This window comes from Amycolatopsis sp. NPDC003676, from assembly GCF_053587275.1.
Genome location: NZ_JBSFNS010000047.1, coordinates 19569 through 37728, shown reverse-complemented (window position 1 = coordinate 37728; position 18160 = coordinate 19569). Strand labels below are relative to the sequence as shown.

Below are 18160 nucleotides of genomic sequence, written 5' to 3'. Positions count from 1 at the left end.
ACGGATTATTTGTCCGATTTCTCATGTGTCGTGCATCGCGAGGATTAGTCGTTTAGGAGTCTTTTCCGGACAGTCGCCCGTGTGGTGAACTTTCTCGCCGCTCGCGGAGGCGGCCCTTATCGAGGGGGAACCGGTGCGCCGAGGCGTCGCGAGATCTTGTGCTGCCGCAATACTTCTGGGCCTGGGTCTTTCTCTGGGAACTGGGCAGGCGGACGCGGCACAGCTGGCCGCGGGACAGCGCCCGATCACGGAACTGGGCTCGTGGCTCGGTTCGCTGTTCTCCGGTTCTTCGGAGTCTTCCCCGCACTGGGGCGCGACGCCTCGGCAAGCGGGCGGCACGGCCGAAGGCAAGTCCCACGACGCGAGCACCGCGTCGACCCGCGCGAGCGGCGGCACAGGAGACGCTCCCGACACCGGACCCGGTGAGCTGCCGGAGAATCGCGGTCACGCCCGGAAGGTGAATCCGGGACCGAGCGGCGTCGCCACCCGCGGGTTCGACGCGGCGACGAGCCGGCGCGATGCGCTGAAGTCGAGCGCCACGATGAACTACTTCCTCAACGCGGACGGCTCAGTCACGCGGGACTACACACGCGGCCCCGTCAACTTCGCCGACGGCGCCTGGGGATGGAAGCCGATCGACACGTCGGTACACGGCGACCCAGACGGCCGATGGCACGAAACCGCGAACTCGTTGTCGGTCGATTTCGCGGGCAGCGCGGCGGATCCGGCACTGGCGAAGCTCGCAGTCGACTCCGGGCACACGATCTCCTACGGCCTCGACGGCGCCCGCTCCGTGGCACCGCGCGTCGACGGCCGCGCCGCGACGTATCCGGATGCGTTGCCCGGCACCGACCTCGCGCTCGAACCCACCGCCACCGGCCTGAAGGAATCGCTGGTCCTGCACTCGGCGACCGCGGCGAACACATGGCTGTTTCCGTTGACGCTCAACGGATTGACCCCGCGGCTGGAGTCCGACGGTTCCGTCAGCCTGCTCGACGGCGCCGGGGCGATCCGGCAGCGAATCCCGCGCGGCTACGCCTTCGACTCGCACGTCGACCCGGTGTCCGGGGTTCCCGCCACGACGTATGCCGTCGGCTATGAGCTGACGACCGCCGCGGGAAAGCCCGCGCTGAAGGTCACGCTGGACCCGAAGTGGCTGACCGACCCGGCGCGGGTGTTCCCGGTGACCGTCGACCCGACCTTCACCGACGCGCCGGCGTCGACCTACGCCGAGATCGGCGCCCCCGGCGACCACTCGATGGAGAAGGTCGTCAAGATCGGGTCGTACAACTCCGGCCCCGATTCGGCGAACACGTTCCTCCAGTTCCCGAAAGACCTCGACGGGTCGCAGGTCACGGTCAGCGCGGCAACTCTGAAGCTGTTCGACACGTGGGCTTCGACGTGCACCCCCACGCGCTTCGACGTCGCGCCGGTGACGCAGGCGTGGACGCCCTCGACCGTGACCGCCTACCCCGGGCCTTCCTACGGCGCGAGCATCGGCAACGCCACCCCGTCGGTGCCCACCGCGTGCGCGAACCGCGCGGCCGACCGGACGAAGGGCGACTGGGTCAGCGTGCCGTTGTCCACGGCGACTTTCACCGGCTGGGCCAACGGATCCGCGGCGGACAACGGCCTCGCTGTCTACGCGGCGACGAATGACGCGTCGCACTGGAAGCAGTTCGACTCCTGGCTGATGAACGCCGGCTACCAGCCGGTGCTGTCGCTGACGACGAGCGGCAACGTGCCTCCGGTGGTCGACTCGGCCTACCCGGGCCCCAGCGGGACGACGACCAGCCTCGTGCCGTTCCTGTTCGCCACCGCCCACGACATCGACGCCGGCCCCGGCGCGCTGAAGTACCGCTACCAGGTCGCTGACTCCGCGGGCGCGACGATCGCCGATTCCGGTCTGGTCAACGAGGGCACCTGGCGCGTGCCCGCCGGGAAGCTGAAGTACAACCAGACTTACTACTGGGCGGTCCAGGCCTACGACGGAGCGTCCTATTCGGCCGATCCGCCGTGGAACCCGCTCACCGTCCAGGTGGACCAGCCGCTGGTGACGTCGTCGCTGTCGCAGAACACCGGGGTGCACGGAGTCGAACCGAGCATCGGCAACTACACGACCTCGGCGACCGACGCCGAGGTGCGCACCGTCGGCCCGGCGCTGTCGGTGGTGCGCGACTACAACTCCCGCGACCCGCGGTCGACCGGCGCATTCGGCGCGGGCTGGTCGAGCGTGTTCGACGCGCGCGCGGCCGAGCAGTACGACTTCGACGGTTCCGGCGCGGTCGTGAGCGTCCTCGTGACCTACCCCGACGGCTCCGAGGTCGGATACGGCAAGAACGCCGACGGCACGTTTTCCCCGCCCGCTGGGCGATTCGCCACGTTCAAGGCGATCACCGGCGGGTACAGCCTCACCGACAAGAACGACACCGTCTACACCTTCACGCAGTCCCTCGGCTCCGGCGCCTACCGGCTTTCGTCCATCGCGGACGCGAGCGGCCGCACCGTGAACCTGACGGTGTCGGGCGGTCAGGTCACGGCGCTGACGTCCGCGGTTTCCGGCCGTGCGCTGCACCTGAACTGGACCACGCCGACCGGCGCGACGAGCCCGCACGTGGCCTCGGTCTCGACCGACGACCTGACCGCGGGCGCACCGCTCACCTGGACCTACAACTACACCGGCGACCAGCTCGCCAGCGTCTGCCCGCCGGGCACGACGACCGGCTGCACCCGCTACGGCTACACCGCGGGCTCGCCGTACCGCACCGGCGTGCTCGATCTCGGGCCGCATTCGTTCTGGCCGTTGGCCGAGACGACCGGCACCACGGCGGCGAGCGCGGTCCTGACCAACGAAGGCACCGACGCGGCGACGTATCACGACGTCGCGCTCGGACAGCCGGGTCCGCTCGCCGGATCCGCCGCGACGTCCGCCGGGTTCAACGGCACGTCGTCGTACCTGCAGCTTCCGCGCGCGGACGCGGCCGCTCCGAACACGATGTCGGTTTCGATGTGGTTCAAGACCGCGGCGGCCAACGGCGTCCTGTTCTCCTACAGCACCATGCCGTTGAGCGAGACCACGAGCCCGGCCTCCCAGTACACCCCGGCGCTTTACGTCGGCAACGACGGCAAGCTGGTCGGCGAGTACTGGACCGGCGACACGACCAAGACGATCACCACGGCCAATCCAGTCAACGACAACGCCTGGCACCACGTCGTTTTCACGCATTCCTCGACCAGCCAGGGCATATACCTCGACGGCCAGTTCGTCGGCTCCTCGATCGGCGCGATCGTGCCGATGGGCCCGCAGAACCGCTACATCGGCGCCGGGTTCCTCGGCAACGCCTGGCCCGACCAGTCCCACGCCGGGCAGCCGGGCACGGCGACGTTCTTCAACGGCCAGATCGCCGACGTCGGCATCTGGGACAAGTCCGTTCCCGGCACCCGGGAGCTGCCGCTCTACCAAGCGGGCAAACAGCAGGAAAGCCTGCTCACGTCGATCACCCGGCCCAGCGGGGCGGTGCACACGACCGTCTCCTACGATCCGGTTTCCCAAGCGGTCACTCAGATCGGCGACGAAAACGGCGGGACCTGGAAGTACGCGCCGCTGACGGCGACCGGTTCGAGCCAGGTTTACCGCGGCGCCGTTCTCGGCTCGCATCCCGAGCTGTACCAGCGGTTAGCGGACGCGCCGGGCACCGCGTCGCCCGCGGGCGAGGTCAATTACCGGCCTTCCGCCTACACCAACGCGACTCTCGGTGTCCCTGGCCGGTTCACCGACTCGACCGCGGCGAAGTTCCCCGGCACCGTCGGCGGCGTCACGCTGCCGGACCATCTGGTGAGCGCGTCGACCACGTCGTCGGTCGAGCTGTGGTTCTCGACGACGTCCACCGCGGCCGGAGCGCTTTTCTCGACCGGGGGTTCCGCGCTCGGCGCGGCGAACCCGTCCGGCGGCGCCATGCCGGTGCTGTACGTCGGGACCGACGGGAAACTGCACGGCCACTTCTGGGACACCACCGTGGCGGGCATGGCGTCGGCCGCCAAGGTCAATGACGGCAAGTGGCATCACGTCGTGCTGACCGGCGCGAACACCGCCCAGGTCCTCTACCTCGACGGCCAGCAGATCGGCACGTTGTCCGGCCAGATCGGCAACTACGACCCGCTGAACTTCGTCGGGGCCGGTGTCTTCAACAGCAACGGCTGGCCCGCCGCGCCGTCCGGGAACACCTGGAACTACTTCGCCGGTTCGATCGGCGAGGTCGCCTACTACCGGTCGGCGCTGTCCTCGGCCGAAGTCGCCCAGCATTTCCTCGCCGCGGGCAACTCCCAAGGGCTCGCGCCGGTCACGACGGCGACGATCACCGACCCCGGCGGCAAGACCGCGGTGCAGCAGTACGACCCGGGCGCGGGCAACCACAAGGTTTCCGAGACCGACACCGGGGGCAAGCGCACCAGCTACGGCTACGACACGTCGGGCTTCCTGCACACGACCACCGACCCGAACGGCAACATCGTCACCGTCGGCCACGACGTGCGCGGCAATGTCGTCTCGCAGACCACGTGCCAGAACCAGGCCGCGGAGAAGTGTTCGACGTCGTACTCGACCTACTTCCCCGACGACACCACCGCGCAGCTCACCACCGCCGACGCGCGCAACGACCTGATGCTGACTTCTCGGGACCCGCGGTCGGCGAACGCGACCGATCCCGCGTATCTGACGACATTCGGTTACGACACGGCGGGCAACCGCACCACGGTCACCACGCCGCCGGTGCCGGGGTTCCCGAACGGGCGCACCACCAAGATCACCTACAGCGACGGCACCTCCGCTTTCCCGGCGGCCGATTCCGGCGCCGTGCCCGCGGGCCTGCCGGTGAAGACCGTCTCTCCCGGCGGCGCGGTCAACCAGATCGCCTACCTGCACAACGGCGACGTCGCGAGCACGACCAACGCCGACGGCCTGGTAACCCGCTTCACCTACGACGCGCTCGGCCGGACGCTGACGAAGACAGCGGTCTCCGACAGCTTCCCGGCAGGGCTGGTCACGTCCTACACCTACGACGGGAACGACCAAGTCGTCTCGCAGACCGACCCGGCGGTGACGGACCGGGTGACCGGCGCGGTGCACACCGCGGTCACTTCGAGCGTCTACAACGCCGACGGCAGCCTCGTGTCCCAGACGGTCGCCGACGGCAGCGGCGGCGACTCGGCCCGGACCACCAGCTCGACCTACAACGACAAGGACCAGGTCGAGTCCACCACGGACGCGAATGGCGCCGTCACCACCTTCACCTACGACGCTTACGGCAACAAGAAGAGCGAAACCGACGCCAACGGCACCGAAACCGACTGGGCCTACGACGGCGAAGGCCGCTTGCTGTCCCAGGGCGTCTGGTACACCGGCAGCCCCGTCGACCCCAAGCCGGCGACGTTCCTGACCCAGAAGTCCAACGCCTACGACCCGGCAGGGCGGCTGGCGTCGGAAACGGACTCGATGGGCAACGTCACCGCCTACACCTACACCGACAACGGTCTCACCGCGACAGTCACGCGCAAGGATCCGAGCGGACAGCAGTCGTTCGTCACCGAGTCCAATACCTATGACGCGGCTGGCAATCTGGTCGGCAAGGTCACCGGCAACGGCGCGAACACCTCATCGTCCACAGTGGACGCAGCAGGGCGCGTCGAGCGGACCGTGGACGATCCGGGCGGGGCCGCGCGCACGACGTCGGTCTCCTACACCCCGGACGACAAGGTCGCGACCAGCATGCAGTCCGACCCGTCGGGCCGCAGCCGCACGGTCAGCACGGCTTACGACCCGATGGGAGTGCTCACCTCGCGTTCGATCTCCTCGGACGGCACCGGGCACCCGGTCGGCTGGTGGAAGCTGAACCAGACCTCCGGCACCGCGGTCACCGACTCCTCCGGGAGCGGCAACCCCGCCACCGCCACGGCGGTCACGTGGTCCGGCGACGCCGCGAACCTCGACGGCAGCGCGTCCCAGATCGCCACCGGCGGCCCGGTGCTGAACACCGCGGCGAGCTACACCGTGTCCGCGTGGGTCAAGCCGGCGGCGTTCGGCGCGGGATTCCAGACGTACGTGGTCCAGAAGGCCAACGTGATGAGCGGCCTTTACCTCGAATACGACTCGAGCACGCACAAGTGGTCCTTCTCGAGGTTCGGCACGGACGCGTCGAACGCCACGCTCTACCGAGCCGAGTCGGCCGCCGACGCGCAGTCCGGCGTGTGGACTCAGCTCACCGGCGTCTACGACTCCGGCACCGGCGCGATGACGCTTTACGTCAACGGGGCGGCGGCGGGCAGCGCCACCGATCCGACCCCGCTCGCGGCCAACGGCCCGCTGGTGATCGGCCACGGCTGGTACAACGGCGCGAACGGCAACTACGCCACCGGCCAGGTCAGCGGGGTCCAGGCCTATTCGCGAGCGCTCTCGGCGGCCGAGGTCTCGACTGTTTACAACGGCGGGCACAGCGGCGGGACCGTCGCGTCGTCGCCGGCTGAAACCACCACGTGGACGGTCGACCAGCGCGGTCTGCCGACCTCGATGACCGACGCCAACGGGAGCATCACTTCCTACGCCTACGACGAGGCCGGAAAGCCCGCCGTCACCACGGCGCCGACGGTCAACGCCGAGACCAACGGCGGAGCACCGGCCGCGGTGCATCCCGTCACGACCACCGGCTACAACACCTTCGGCGAGCCAGTGGAAGCCGTCGACCCCAACGGCAACCAGGTCACGACCGTCTACGACGCGGCGGGCCATCCTGTCTCGGTCACCAACCCGAATTACACCCCGCCCGGCGGCGGCGCGCCGATCACGGCGACCACCGTGCGCACCTTCGACAAACTCGGGCAGGCCGTCTCCGACAAGGACCCGCTCGGACACGTCACGAAGGCGGACTACGACCAGCTCGGCAACGTCGTTCAGGTGACGAAACCGTCCGGCGCGAAGACTGTGTCGACCTTCGACACCAACGGAGACCGGCTCTCGATCACCGACGCGAACGGCGCCCGGACCGAAGCGACGTACGACTTCTTGTCCCGGCCGTTGACGGCGACTGTGTTCGAGCGCTACCCGAGCACGTTGACCGCCACGACGACGAACTCGTACGCGGCCTCCGACAGCAACCCGGGCGGCGCGAACCTCGCGTCGACCAAGACGCCGGCGGGCACCGTGACGTCCTACGGCTACAACGCGCTCGGCGAAACGACCTCGGTCACCGACGCCGCCGGGAACACCACCCGCTACGGCTACAGCTACCTGGGCGAGAAGGCGTCGGTCACCGCTGCCGACGGCACGTCGACGTCGACGGCCTACGACCAGTCAAGCCGTCCGGTGCAGGTGACCCGCAAGGACGCGACCGGCGCGATGCTGCAGCAGACCTCGGCGGTCTACGACGCGGGCGGCCGCATGACGTCCAGTGTGGACGGACGAGGCACGGCGCGGACGTTCACCTACGACGCGGCGAACCGGCTGGCGAGCGAAATCCAGCCGGTGTCGGCGACGTCGTCGATCACCACCGCGCTCGGCTACGACGCGGCAGGCAACCGGACCAGGTTCACCGACGGCCGCGGCAACGCGACCGTCACCCGTTACAACTCGTGGAACCTCCCGGAAGCCCAGCTGGAACCGACCACGGCGATCTACACCGCCGACGCCGACCGGACCTTCACCGCGGTCTACGACGCGGCGGGCCGCCAGGTCCAGCAGACCCAGCCGGGCGGGGTGAGCGTGTCGGCCGGCTACGACGACGACGGCAACCTCGTCAGCCAGTCCGGCAGCGGAGCCGACTCCGCCACCGCGACCCGGACGTTCGGGTACGACCCGGCCGGGCGGATGACCTCGGCGGCCACCGCCGAAGCCGGCGCCGCGGGCCACGCGGACCACCAGGCGGCCACCAGCGAAACCTTCACCTACAACGACCGCGGCGCGCTGCTCACCGCGAACGGCTCGGCAGGTTCGTCGTCGTTCGCCTACACCGCCGACGGACTGATGAGCGCCCGCACGGACGCGGCGGGCACGACCTCGTACGGCTACGACAGCGCCGACCGGCTTTCGAGTATCACCGACGCGGTCACCGGCGGCAGCCAGACGTTGAGCTACAACGCGCTCAACCAGATCAGCGGAGTCAAGTACGGCACCGGGAACACTCGGACCTACAGCTACGACGGCCTGCACCGGCTGACCGGCGACGCGCTCAAAACGGCTGGCGGAGCGGCGATCGCTTCGGTGGCCTACGGATACGACGCCGACGACAACCTCACCTCGAAAACGACCGCGGGCTTCGCGGGATCGGCGGCCAACACCTACACCTACGACCTGGCCAACCGGCTCGCGTCGTGGAACAACGGCACGAGCACGATCGAGTACGGCTACGACGCCGCGGGCAACCGCACGAAGGTCGGCTCGTCGACCTACACCTACAACGAGCGGGACGAGCTGACGTCCGACGGTTCGAACACTTATCGTTACAGCGCAAGGGGAACGCTGCAGGAACGCGCGTCGTCGACCGGCACCCTGATGTCGCGTTCGGACGCGTTCGGCCAGATGACCGAGCAGGGGACACAGTCCTTCGGCTACGACGCGCTGGCCCGGAACCTGACCGACACGACCAGCGATACGGGCGCGACCGTCGCCACATTCTCCTTCTCGGGACTGGGCAACACGATCGCGTCGGACGGCACGTCGACCTACAGCCGCGACCCTGGCGGCGGCCTCGTCGGCGTCGCTGCCGGCGGAACCGGGGCGTTCGCGTTCGTCGACCAGCACACCGACGTCGTCGGGACGTTCACGGCTAACGGATCCACACTGGACGGTTCGACGTCGTACGATCCGTTCGGCAACGTGCTGGCGTCCCAGAACCCGAAGGGGCAGCTGGGATACCAGTCGGGCTGGACCGACCGCTCGACCGGCACCGTGAACATGGCGGCCCGCTGGTACAACCCGGCGGTCGGGCAGTTCATGAACCGGGACACGGTGTCCAACAACCCGGTGCCGAACCCGATGGAGGCGAACAAGTTCGCCTACGTCGACGACAACCCGATGACCGGCACGGACCCGTCCGGGCACGGGCTGTTCGACTGGTTCAACAACACCATCGTCAAACCGGCCGCGTCGTTCGTGTACCACAACGTCGTCCAGCCGGTCGCGCACTTCGTGAACACGTATGTGGTGCAGCCGGTCGTGCACGCGGCGGTGGCGACCTACCACGCCGTGCGCGACGTCTACCACACTGCGGCGCGGGTGGTGCGGACCGTCTACCACCACGTGGTGCGGGTCGTGCGAAAGGTGTACCGCGCGGCGGTGCACGTGGTGAAAACCGCTTATCACGCGGTCGCGAAAGTCGTGAAAACCGCGGCACACGCGGTGGCCCACGCGGCGAGAGCAGTAGCGCACGCCGCGGTGTCGGCAGCGAAAACGGTCGGCCATGCGGTAGCGACAGCCGCGGTGGCAGTAGGCCATGCGGCGGCATCAGCGGCCTCGCACGTGGCCACGTTCGTGAAGGACCACGCCTCGACGATCGCGGGCATCGCAGCGGGCGTCGTGGTCGGTGCGGCGTGCACGGCGGCGACATTAGGCATCGGCGCGGTCGGCTGCGCGGCCATCGGCGGCGCTGTCGGCGGCGCGGTGTCGTACGGAATGGACTGCTCGAAAGCGCACAACTGCTCGGTCGGCGGTGCGGTGGAAGCAGTCGGCCTAGGCGCACTGGGCGGTGCTCTGGGCGCCGGATTGGCGGGCCCGCTGGGCGGCAAACTGGTGTCGGAGGCACTGGACGGCGTGCTGCCGGAAGTCGCGACACAGGGTTTGGTGGGCGCGGGTTCCGGAGCGGTCAGCGGCGGCGTGACGGCGTTGGCCGGTTACGGAATGAACTGTGGCCGGAACTGTTCGGTGAGCGGTGCGCTCGCGGCTGCCGGCTCCGGCGCATTGGCAGGCGGTGCCGGCGGCGCGGCATTCGGGGCGGCAGGCGGCCTGCGGGCTCGCGGGCGCAGTTCTGCGGAAGCGCCGGCGGAGTGCCACAGCTTCCTGGCCGGAACGAAGGTGTTGCTGGCGGACGGTTCGAGCAAGCCGATTTCGTCGCTGAAGGTCGGAGATCGGGTCGCGAACTCGAAGCCGGGCAAGGCGGGCTTGGAGACGCACCCGGTCGACCGGGTGATCGTGACGGAGACGGACCACGATTTCGTGGACCTGAAGGTGAAACCGAGCCGAATCCGCCGCGCGGCAACCCGAATGGCAGCAGGCCTCGCGGTAGCCGCAGCGGTAGTGACCGGCGGCAGCGTCCCGGCGTCAGCGGCACCGGCGACGCTGACGACGACGTATCACCACCCGTTCTACGACGTCACGCGCGGTGCGTTTGTCGAGGCCATCGATCTGCATGCGGGCGACCGTCTGCAGACAGCCGACGGTGGCGAGGCGACTGTCGAGGAGGTGACGCCGTACCACTCGACGGAGGTCACGTACGACCTCACGATCGACGAGCTGCACGCGTACTACGTTTTTGCTGGCGATATCCCGGTCCTCGTCCACAACTGCGGTGATGCTCTTTCGGCAGCCAGGGCTCTGGCCGACCGGGCCAGTTCGTTGTCCAACCGGATCAGGCCGGCGGTTGCGGAGGCGATCGAGTCGCCGGACGGCCACGTGATCGCGAATACCAGCCAGCGGGGCGGGGCATCTCCCGAACTGCACGAGGACGTGCAATCGGTGCTCGACGACATTCCGGCGGACGCACGTGGCGGCGGGCACGGTCGATGCGGTCTCGCGATGTGTTTGTCCGAGGCGCTCGGCAATGGCCTTGATCCCACGGGCTGGAAAGTGGCTGCGGTTAAGATCAGGGCGTCGACGGGGCATCCGGGGCACGGTGAGGGCATCGGTCCATGCCTGAGCTGCGTACCCCTGGTCGAGCAATACAACCTGGATTTCGTTACTGGCGGAAGGAATTAGCGTGAAGGAGTTCTCGCCGGAGGTTGTGGAGGCCCTTGAGGCGGCGGGGTGGCACCGGGGACGCCAGGTCGACGTCGAAGGCTGGCGTGCGGGCCTGGCGGGCGAAGGGCTCCGCATGCCTGATGCGGCCGCGGAGTTCCTTGCTTCGTTCGGCGGCCTGAAATTCGACCTCAAGGGTCGGGGGATAACGCGCGGAAAAGAACCGTTCGACTTGGATCCGTTGGTGGCTGCGGGAGAGGAGGGGCGGTTTGTCGACTGGGGCCGCGAGATCGGTCGGGCTCTTTTCCCGATCGGCGAGCTTGATGGCGGGCATTTCTTTCTCGCGATCGACGAGGAAGGCGAAATCTACTGTTTGGCGGATCGGCTCGGCTCGTTCGGTCGGGGCGTCGAAGGATTGGAAGGCTTGATCCTGGGGGTCATGCCAGAATGGCGGGACGCGGCTGACTGCTGAGTGCGCGAGCCGCCCGTAGGAATGATCGCGGCGAACGCGCGTTGCTTCGAGGCATCGAGGATGCATAAGGGCGGGTTTTCGCAGCCTTGGAGTCGAGGCCGCAGCGACGCGGGTCCGCTTCGGCGTTGCTGGCGAGGTCCCGGGCGGCACGGCGAGAGCAGCTGCGGCTGAGATCAGTGGGTAGTCAGCTCGGTGCTGCGCGTGCCTGTAGCGGAGCGAAATACGCTTGCTGGCTGCGCCTCGGCCTGAAACTGCCAAATCCAGGTCGATAGTGCCTCAGCGCCGACAGTGAGGCAGTCACTGGCCAGAAGCCTGTGTCGGGCGCGGTCGCGCTCGCCCGGCTGCACCTGGGGGATGTCGCCATTCTTCTCAGTTCGGGCTAGGAGCGGATTCGTGCAGACGGTAGAAGCGGCCGCCGAGTACTGCGTAGACGGTGACCGGTCCGGTGCCGGGGCGTGCGGTGGCTTGCCAGGCGTTGCCGTCGGCGATTCCCGGCGCAGGGGAGGGGAGCCCGACGATTCCCCCTCCGGTGACGACGTCGGCGGAGTCGGTGACGAGGACGCAGTCGGGGTGCAGGTCGGTCCATCCGGTGATGAGCGCGCTGCCGGTGGATGTGACGGCTCCGTGAGCGGTGGGGAGGTCTGTAGCGGTGGCCGGGTTGACGGCGGTGCCGAGTTCGGGTCCGTGGCAGCCGAGGGTGAAGTGGCGGTTGAAGGGGTAGGCGCCGAGGGCGCGAGCGGCGGGGATGACTTGGCGTTGGATGTGGAGTTGATCGAGGACGCTGGTGGTTTCGGTGCGCAGGGCGATGGGGGCGAGGGCGAGCGGGGCGTAGCCGCGGCGGGTGAGGTCGGCTTTGGTGCCGCCGATGGCGTGGGTGGTCAGGGAGATGGCGCAGATGCCGATGACGACCGCGGTGAGCGGCCACTGTGGACGGACGAGCGTCGCGAGGGCGAGGAGTGCGCTCACCGCGAGGGTGCTGACGATGGCGTAGCGGCTGATCAGCCCGATGTTCCCGCCGGGAGCCAGGTTGCTGGTGCGGCCCAATGCGACAAGCACCGCGAGCGCGACGGCATGTCCCGCGATCCCGATCCATCCCGCGGCGCGCGTGTCGCTCTTCGCGGCGATGGCGCAGGCGGTGAGGAGCGCGGTGGTGAGGGCTCCGGCGAGGACGGCGATGACGGCTTGGTCTCCGGACCAGAGGCTGCCGAGCGCGGCTGCGGCGGTGGAGAAGCGGCCGTCGGGGTCGAGTGCCGTGGTGGCCAGCGATTGGGCGCCGCTGGGTTTGGTGAGCAGCCAACCGGCCATCACGATGGTTCCGGCGGCGGTCATGGCGATGGTTTTGGCCCGGTTTTCGTGGCGGAGCAGGAAGATCGCGGCGACGATGAGGAACGCGGGGAGTCCGGCGCCGAAGCTGAGGCTGGCGAGCAGTGCTGCGGCTGCGGCGGTCGCGAGGCGGCCGCGGTGGGCTTGGGAGGCGGCGAGGACGGTGAAGAAGACGGCGGGGATCCAGCTGATGCCGTTGGTGCCTTGCAGCCAGATCTCGGCGAGGTGCGAGGAGAACAGCAGCCACGACATCCCGGCCGCGAGCGCTGCTTTCCGGTGCGGGGACAGGGATCGGGGGAGCATCGAGTACAGGCACGTGCCGATCCCGGCGACCAACGCCACCGTGAGGACGGTCAGGACGCGGTTGTCTCCGCCGAACCAGGCGGCGTCGGCGTAGAAGAGCAGCGAGGGGATGACGAAGGGCTGGTCGAGGTGGTAGGTGAACACCTGGCCCAGCAGGAGATGTCCGCGGTCGTCGGTGATTTTCGCCAGGACGTGCCAATAGTCGAGCAGCAGGTGACCGCGCGGCGCGCGCACGGCGGTCCACAACGCCAGCATGGCGGGTACTGCGGCGAAGGCTGTCAGCACGACGATCCCGGCGCGGGGTCTTCGGACGACGGGGACGGCGGCGGGGGAAGCGAGCGCGGTCAAGACCTCTCCTGGCGAAGTGAATGTCACCCCGGTCGGCGGCTTGCCGGACCTGCCCGCTGCGGATTGCGGATTTTTCGATGTGACCTGCTGCTTTTACCGCGTCGCGGATGGTCTGGACAAGAGTGTCCTTGCTCTCTGTTCCGGATGTAACGAAACAATGCGGACAAAACGATGCTATGGCCCGCAGTCCGGAGGATCGCGCGGGAAATTTACCGAAAGCGGTTCAGTGGGAAGAAAACCATCGGAAACGAGGTTGTCGGCAGGCCGCGCGAGATCACCGGGCCCGGCGGTCTCCTTCCGGAGTGTTCGACAGCCAGCACAGACCCAGCCCGGCGGACCAGTCGACCGCCTGGCAGTCGCGGACGACGCGTTCGACGGTGTCCTCGACGGACGCGGCAGGCCACGGCTCGAACCCCGTGTCGCCGATCTCTCCGACAACCATCAGTCCCTCGCGGAGCAGGTAGTCGAGAACACTGGCGAAGAAGGCGGCGAAGCGGTCGCTGTCCCTGGGGACGACCTGGAAGGCGTTCCAAATCAGAGAATCGACCGGAACCCAGTCGTCGAGGCCTTCGTCGAGCGTGGGGGCCACGACTCGTTCGATCTCGTGCGCCTGCCGTTCATCCATCGAGATGCACCTTCAACCTCTTGCCGTCCGCCGTCGCGATGTCGATTGTTTCACCGCTCGTCTTGGACGTCAGACGCCATTGGATCGTCGTGCCGTCTTGCAGTTTGAACACGTCGGGAATCTTGTCTCCCCGCGACGGAAGCCGCTCGGTGCCCGCCGTCCAGTGGTCGAACAGGGTCCGCAGTTCGGTCGTGTTCGACACGGTTTTCACGCCGCTGTTCTGGCCCTGGGGCAGCGCGTCGAATGAAATGCGCCAGTCTTTGGCACCGTTTTTCGCCGCGAGTTCGATCCCGCGGGAGACCTTCGCCGCTCGTTCGACGGCGACGAGTTTCTTGAGGGCGCCGCCGGCGATCGGGACGGCGGCCATGCCGTAGAGGGCACGTTCGAAACCGTCGAGTTCCTGCTGGGTGAACGCGTCCTTCCCGGCGATCGCCTCGACCGCGCTCTTGATGCTGCCGACCCCGGGGACGAAGTCCGTCGCGGCCGACAGGACCGCCGCGACGTCCGGGTTGAGCGAACCGGAATGGGTCGGGTGCCCGAAGGCCTCGTCGAAGTCGAACTTGATGCCCTTCAGCGACAACCCGCCCACCGGCATCCACGGCGTGGACGTGAACTTGTCCAGGGTCCGGTTCGCCGCGGCCAGGATCGCGTTCGCCGCGGCCAGATCGCGCTTGGCCCCGGCGAAATCGCGGTCGGCTTGTGCCATGGCGGTGCGGATCTGGGCGGCGCTGTAGTCCAGCTGGGCCGAGGCCTGCGCGATGCCGGCCGCGGTGGCCGCGAGTCCGCGATTGTTGGCTTCCAGCGCGGCGAGGTCGATGTGGATGTCCAGATCCGGAAGCGCATTGAACTGCGCGATGGCCGTTTTGGCGATCGCGGCCAGTTCGGGGAGCGACTTCACCACGATCCTTGTCGCGACGACAGTGTCGCGCAATTGCTGCAGCGAATCCTCGCTGAACTGATCGAGTGCCTGGCCCGCCCGGGAAATGTCTCCGGCGTCGATCGCTTTGCCGACCTCGTCCAAAGTCCGGGCGGCTTCGCTGAGCGCGTGGCCCGCGACCTGGCCGATGCCCTGGCGCAGGTGCCCGAGCACCAGGGCGCCCAGCTGGGTGCGGGCGACCGCCTTGCCCACCACAAGCGCCGCTTTGGCCCGGTCGGCGGCTTTGCACGCCGCCAGCTCCGGATGCCGGTCGCAGAGACCGGACGCCTGGGCGGGCATCGCCACGAGCATCGCGACGATCGCGACGACGAGGCCGACGACGCCCCCTCGGCGCGCGGCCTGAGCACGGAAACGCACCCGTGTCCTCCTTGATCTTGATCAGCGGAAGAGAGAGTAAGGCACGGCTGCGGCGACCGACGGCCACCGGGAGGTATTTGTGTCGGTGGGCACAAATACGTAACGGAAAGCGTGGGCGTCGTAATGAATAGCGAATTCCGGGGGAAAGGCGCCCGACCGGATCCCTTGCCAGGAGCGCGAGGAAACGGCAGAGCGCCAGCACATTCCTGAATCGCGGGCCGGGCGAACCGCGACGGATCAGCGCGGTTCGGGCCGAGGAGAGGGGCGGGCGGGCTCTGTCGCCGGGGATCGCGTGGCTGCCCAGCTGGCGAGGAGTTTGAGCCGGTCCTCCGATTCGGTGCCGGGTTCGGCGGTGTAGGTGATCAGATCGTGCACGGCTCGGCCGGGCAAAGGCAGGTCGAGGGACTGGAAAGTCAGTTCCAAGCCGCCGACTTCGGGGTGCCGGAGCCGTTTGACGCCGTCGTGGCGGATGAGGACGTCGTGCGCGGCCCAGAGGCTGCGGAACTCCGGACTGAGGGTGCACAGCTCGCCGATGAGTTCGCGCAGCGCCCGGTCGTGGGGTTCTCGCCCGGCCTCGGCGCGCAGGAGGGCGGCGGTGGCATCGCAGGCGGCGTCCCAGTCGACGAAGAAGTAATGAGCGCTGGGGTCGAGGAAGATGTAGCGGGCGAGGTTGGGACGGCCGCGCTCGTCGGCGGTGGTGCTGCCGAACATCGGCGCGTACAGGGCTCGGGCCAGGGGATTGCTGGCGACGACGTCCGTGCGGCCGTTGCGGACGAACGCCGAGGACATCGTCATGGAGTCGAGCAGCCACCGGACCTGGGGCGGGACCTCGACGTCCCGGCGACGCGACGGCGTGCGGCTCGTGGGCCGCGATGACCGGGCCAGGTCGAACAGGTAGGTGCGTTCGTCGTCGTCCAGCCGCAGGGCGCGGGCGACTGCGTCGAGGACGGCTTCGGACACGCCGCCGATGTGGCCCTTCTCCAGCCGCGTGTACCACTCGGTGCTCACCCCGGCCAGGACGGCGACCTCCTCCCGCCGCAGCCCAGCGACCCGGCGACGGGTGCTGGTCGGCAGTCCCGCCTGCGCCGGGGTGATCTTGGCGCGCCGGCTGGCAAGGAAGTGCCGGATCTCGCCGCGGTTGCCGGGCTGCTGGTCCATGCCATTCACGGTAGCCGTAGGTCGAGGCGCGAAAGGGGTTGAAGCAGTACCCCCGCTAAACACGACCTTCTCGGGCGGCGGCCGTCGCGGTCTCGTAGGGATTGAACGTCAGGAAACGAGAACGGAGTCAGGGACATGACGAGCAAGACGCCGACGGTGGCGCTGGGCACGTGGGCCTGGGGAGACAGCGGCGAGCCGGGCGACGGCTATTTCGGCAGCCAGCTGACCGCGTCCGGCCTGCGAGAGGTTGTTAGGACGGCGCAATCGCACGGGTTCACCCTGTGGGACACCGCGGTGGTGTACGGCATGGGCCGCTCGGAGACGGTCCTCGCTCAGGCGCTGAAAGGCTATGCCCGCAGCGAGTACCAGCTGTCGACGAAGTTCACCCCGCAGATCGCGGGCGACGGCGACGATCCGGTCACGGACATGCTGGAGCAGAGCCTCGCCCGATTGGGCACGGACTATGTCGATCTGTACTGGATCCACAACCCGGCCGACGTAGCCCGCTGGACGCCGCTGCTGATTCCGCTGCTGCAGAGCGGCCGTATCAAGCACGTCGGCGTCTCGAACCACAACCTGCAGGAAATCGCTCTCGCCGATCAGATCCTCGGCGAGGCCGGCTTCCGGGTGGAGGCGGTCCAGAACCACTACAGCCTGGTGCACCGGAGTTCCGAGCGCGCGGGCATCCTTGAGCATTGCCGCGAGAACGATGTGCGGTTCTTTGCCTACCTGGTCCTCGAACAAGGCGCGCTGACCGGCAGGTACAGCCCGTCCCGTCCGTTGCCGGAAGGCAGCAGCCGGGCGGCCGTGTACAACAAGATCCTGCCCCAGCTGCAGGCACTGACGGACAGAATGGGAGCGATCGGCGCGGCCCGAGGCGCATCCGCCGCCGACGTCGCCACCGCCTGGGCCATCGCGAAGGGGACCACCCCGATCATCGGGATCACAAAGGCGGCCTACCTGGACGGGTTGGTCCGCGCTCACGACATCGCGCTAGCTGAAGAGGAGATCGCGGAGCTGGAGTCACTGGCGGACGCCGCGAACGTCGACACGCGCGGCAGCTGGGAGCACGATATGTAGCAGTCGTCGGCGGGCCGAGGGAGAGACTGGGCGGGAAGCCCCTTCTGACTGTCTCCCTCGGCGTCGGTCAGATACCGCTGGAGGAATACTGACAGTGACCAGCTTCTCGGATTTCGCCAGCTACGGCGACAGCTACTACGGAGGTGGCATAGCCCGGTTTTCGTTCGGCCTGCTGGTGGTTTCGTCTCCGGACAGCGTCGACGACCACTCGGGTTGGGATCCTGCCCGCGAAAGTGTGCACGCTGGCAAAGATTCATTGCACGTCGCCGTTCGGCAGTCAGCGAGCGGGGCGGTTGCTGTCTCGTGTGTCGAAGAGCCGGTCGTTCCGGAGAGGCTTGAGCTGCTGCATCGCGGCGTGATTCAGCTGGCTCGATCGTTGGTATTGCTCTACGACCCGAATGGCCAGCTTCGCCTGGAATTGCCTGTGGAACGCGAGTTGAACGCGGTGTCGGTTTACGGTGACGACACCATGGAACCGGCCGAGATTGTCGTAGTGCTCGGCGTTGCTCAGTGTTGACCGCTGATTTCGGTTGATCTCACCTGTTCAATGAAGAATTTTCGGTAATTTACTTAGCTGTCCCGAGTGGTAGATAGGATGTTGTTGTGGTTGAATACATGACT

At 68.1% G+C, this 18160-nt stretch carries 8 protein-coding genes; 4 read left to right on the top strand and 4 right to left on the bottom strand.

The window, feature by feature from the left end; genetic code table 11:
- Positions 1-133 precede the first annotated feature (133 nt).
- Together ACWDNU_RS25485 and ACWDNU_RS25480 are read left to right on the top strand one after the other, a co-directional pair.
- Positions 134-10957, top strand: coding sequence for a LamG-like jellyroll fold domain-containing protein (locus ACWDNU_RS25485; RefSeq protein ID WP_449670731.1), 10824 nt, complete (start codon positions 134-136; stop codon positions 10955-10957).
- 1 nt (position 10958) lies between these two features.
- Positions 10959-11408: an SUKH-3 domain-containing protein gene (locus tag ACWDNU_RS25480; RefSeq protein ID WP_370935533.1), complete on the top strand. Its 450-nt coding sequence runs from the start codon at positions 10959-10961 to the stop codon at positions 11406-11408.
- 369 nt (positions 11409-11777) lie between these two features.
- Here the strand turns inward: ACWDNU_RS25480 and ACWDNU_RS25475 are convergent, their stop codons facing one another.
- From ACWDNU_RS25475 to ACWDNU_RS25460, 4 genes are all read right to left on the bottom strand, one after another.
- Positions 11778-13382, bottom strand: coding sequence for a DUF2079 domain-containing protein (locus tag ACWDNU_RS25475; protein ID WP_449670730.1), 1605 nt, complete (start codon positions 13380-13382; stop codon positions 11778-11780).
- A gap of 274 nt (positions 13383-13656) precedes the next feature.
- Entirely contained in the window at positions 13657-14007 is a 351-nt protein-coding gene (locus ACWDNU_RS25470; RefSeq protein ID WP_449670729.1) for a hypothetical protein, read from the bottom strand.
- Positions 14000-15301: a pre-toxin TG domain-containing protein gene (locus ACWDNU_RS25465; protein ID WP_449670728.1), complete on the bottom strand. Its 1302-nt coding sequence runs from the start codon at positions 15299-15301 to the stop codon at positions 14000-14002. Before ACWDNU_RS25465 ends, ACWDNU_RS25470 begins: the two co-directional genes overlap by 8 nt.
- 237 nt (positions 15302-15538) lie before the next feature.
- Complete coding sequence (locus ACWDNU_RS25460) at positions 15539-16459, bottom strand: helix-turn-helix transcriptional regulator (protein ID WP_449670727.1); 921 nt, start codon at positions 16457-16459, stop codon at positions 15539-15541.
- A 135-nt stretch (positions 16460-16594) separates the two neighbouring features.
- On the opposite strand from ACWDNU_RS25460, the gene ACWDNU_RS25455 reads away from it, so the two are divergent.
- The gene (locus tag ACWDNU_RS25455; protein ID WP_449670726.1) at positions 16595-17539 is read left to right on the top strand and encodes an aldo/keto reductase; all 945 of its coding nucleotides are present in this window, start codon (positions 16595-16597) and stop codon (positions 17537-17539) included.
- Positions 17540-17633: 94 nt separating this feature from the next.
- Positions 17634-18056 carry a hypothetical protein gene (locus ACWDNU_RS25450; RefSeq protein ID WP_449670725.1) on the top strand — a complete coding sequence of 141 codons (423 nt, stop codon included), beginning with the start codon at positions 17634-17636 and terminating at the stop codon, positions 18054-18056.
- Positions 18057-18160: the final 104 nt, after the last annotated feature.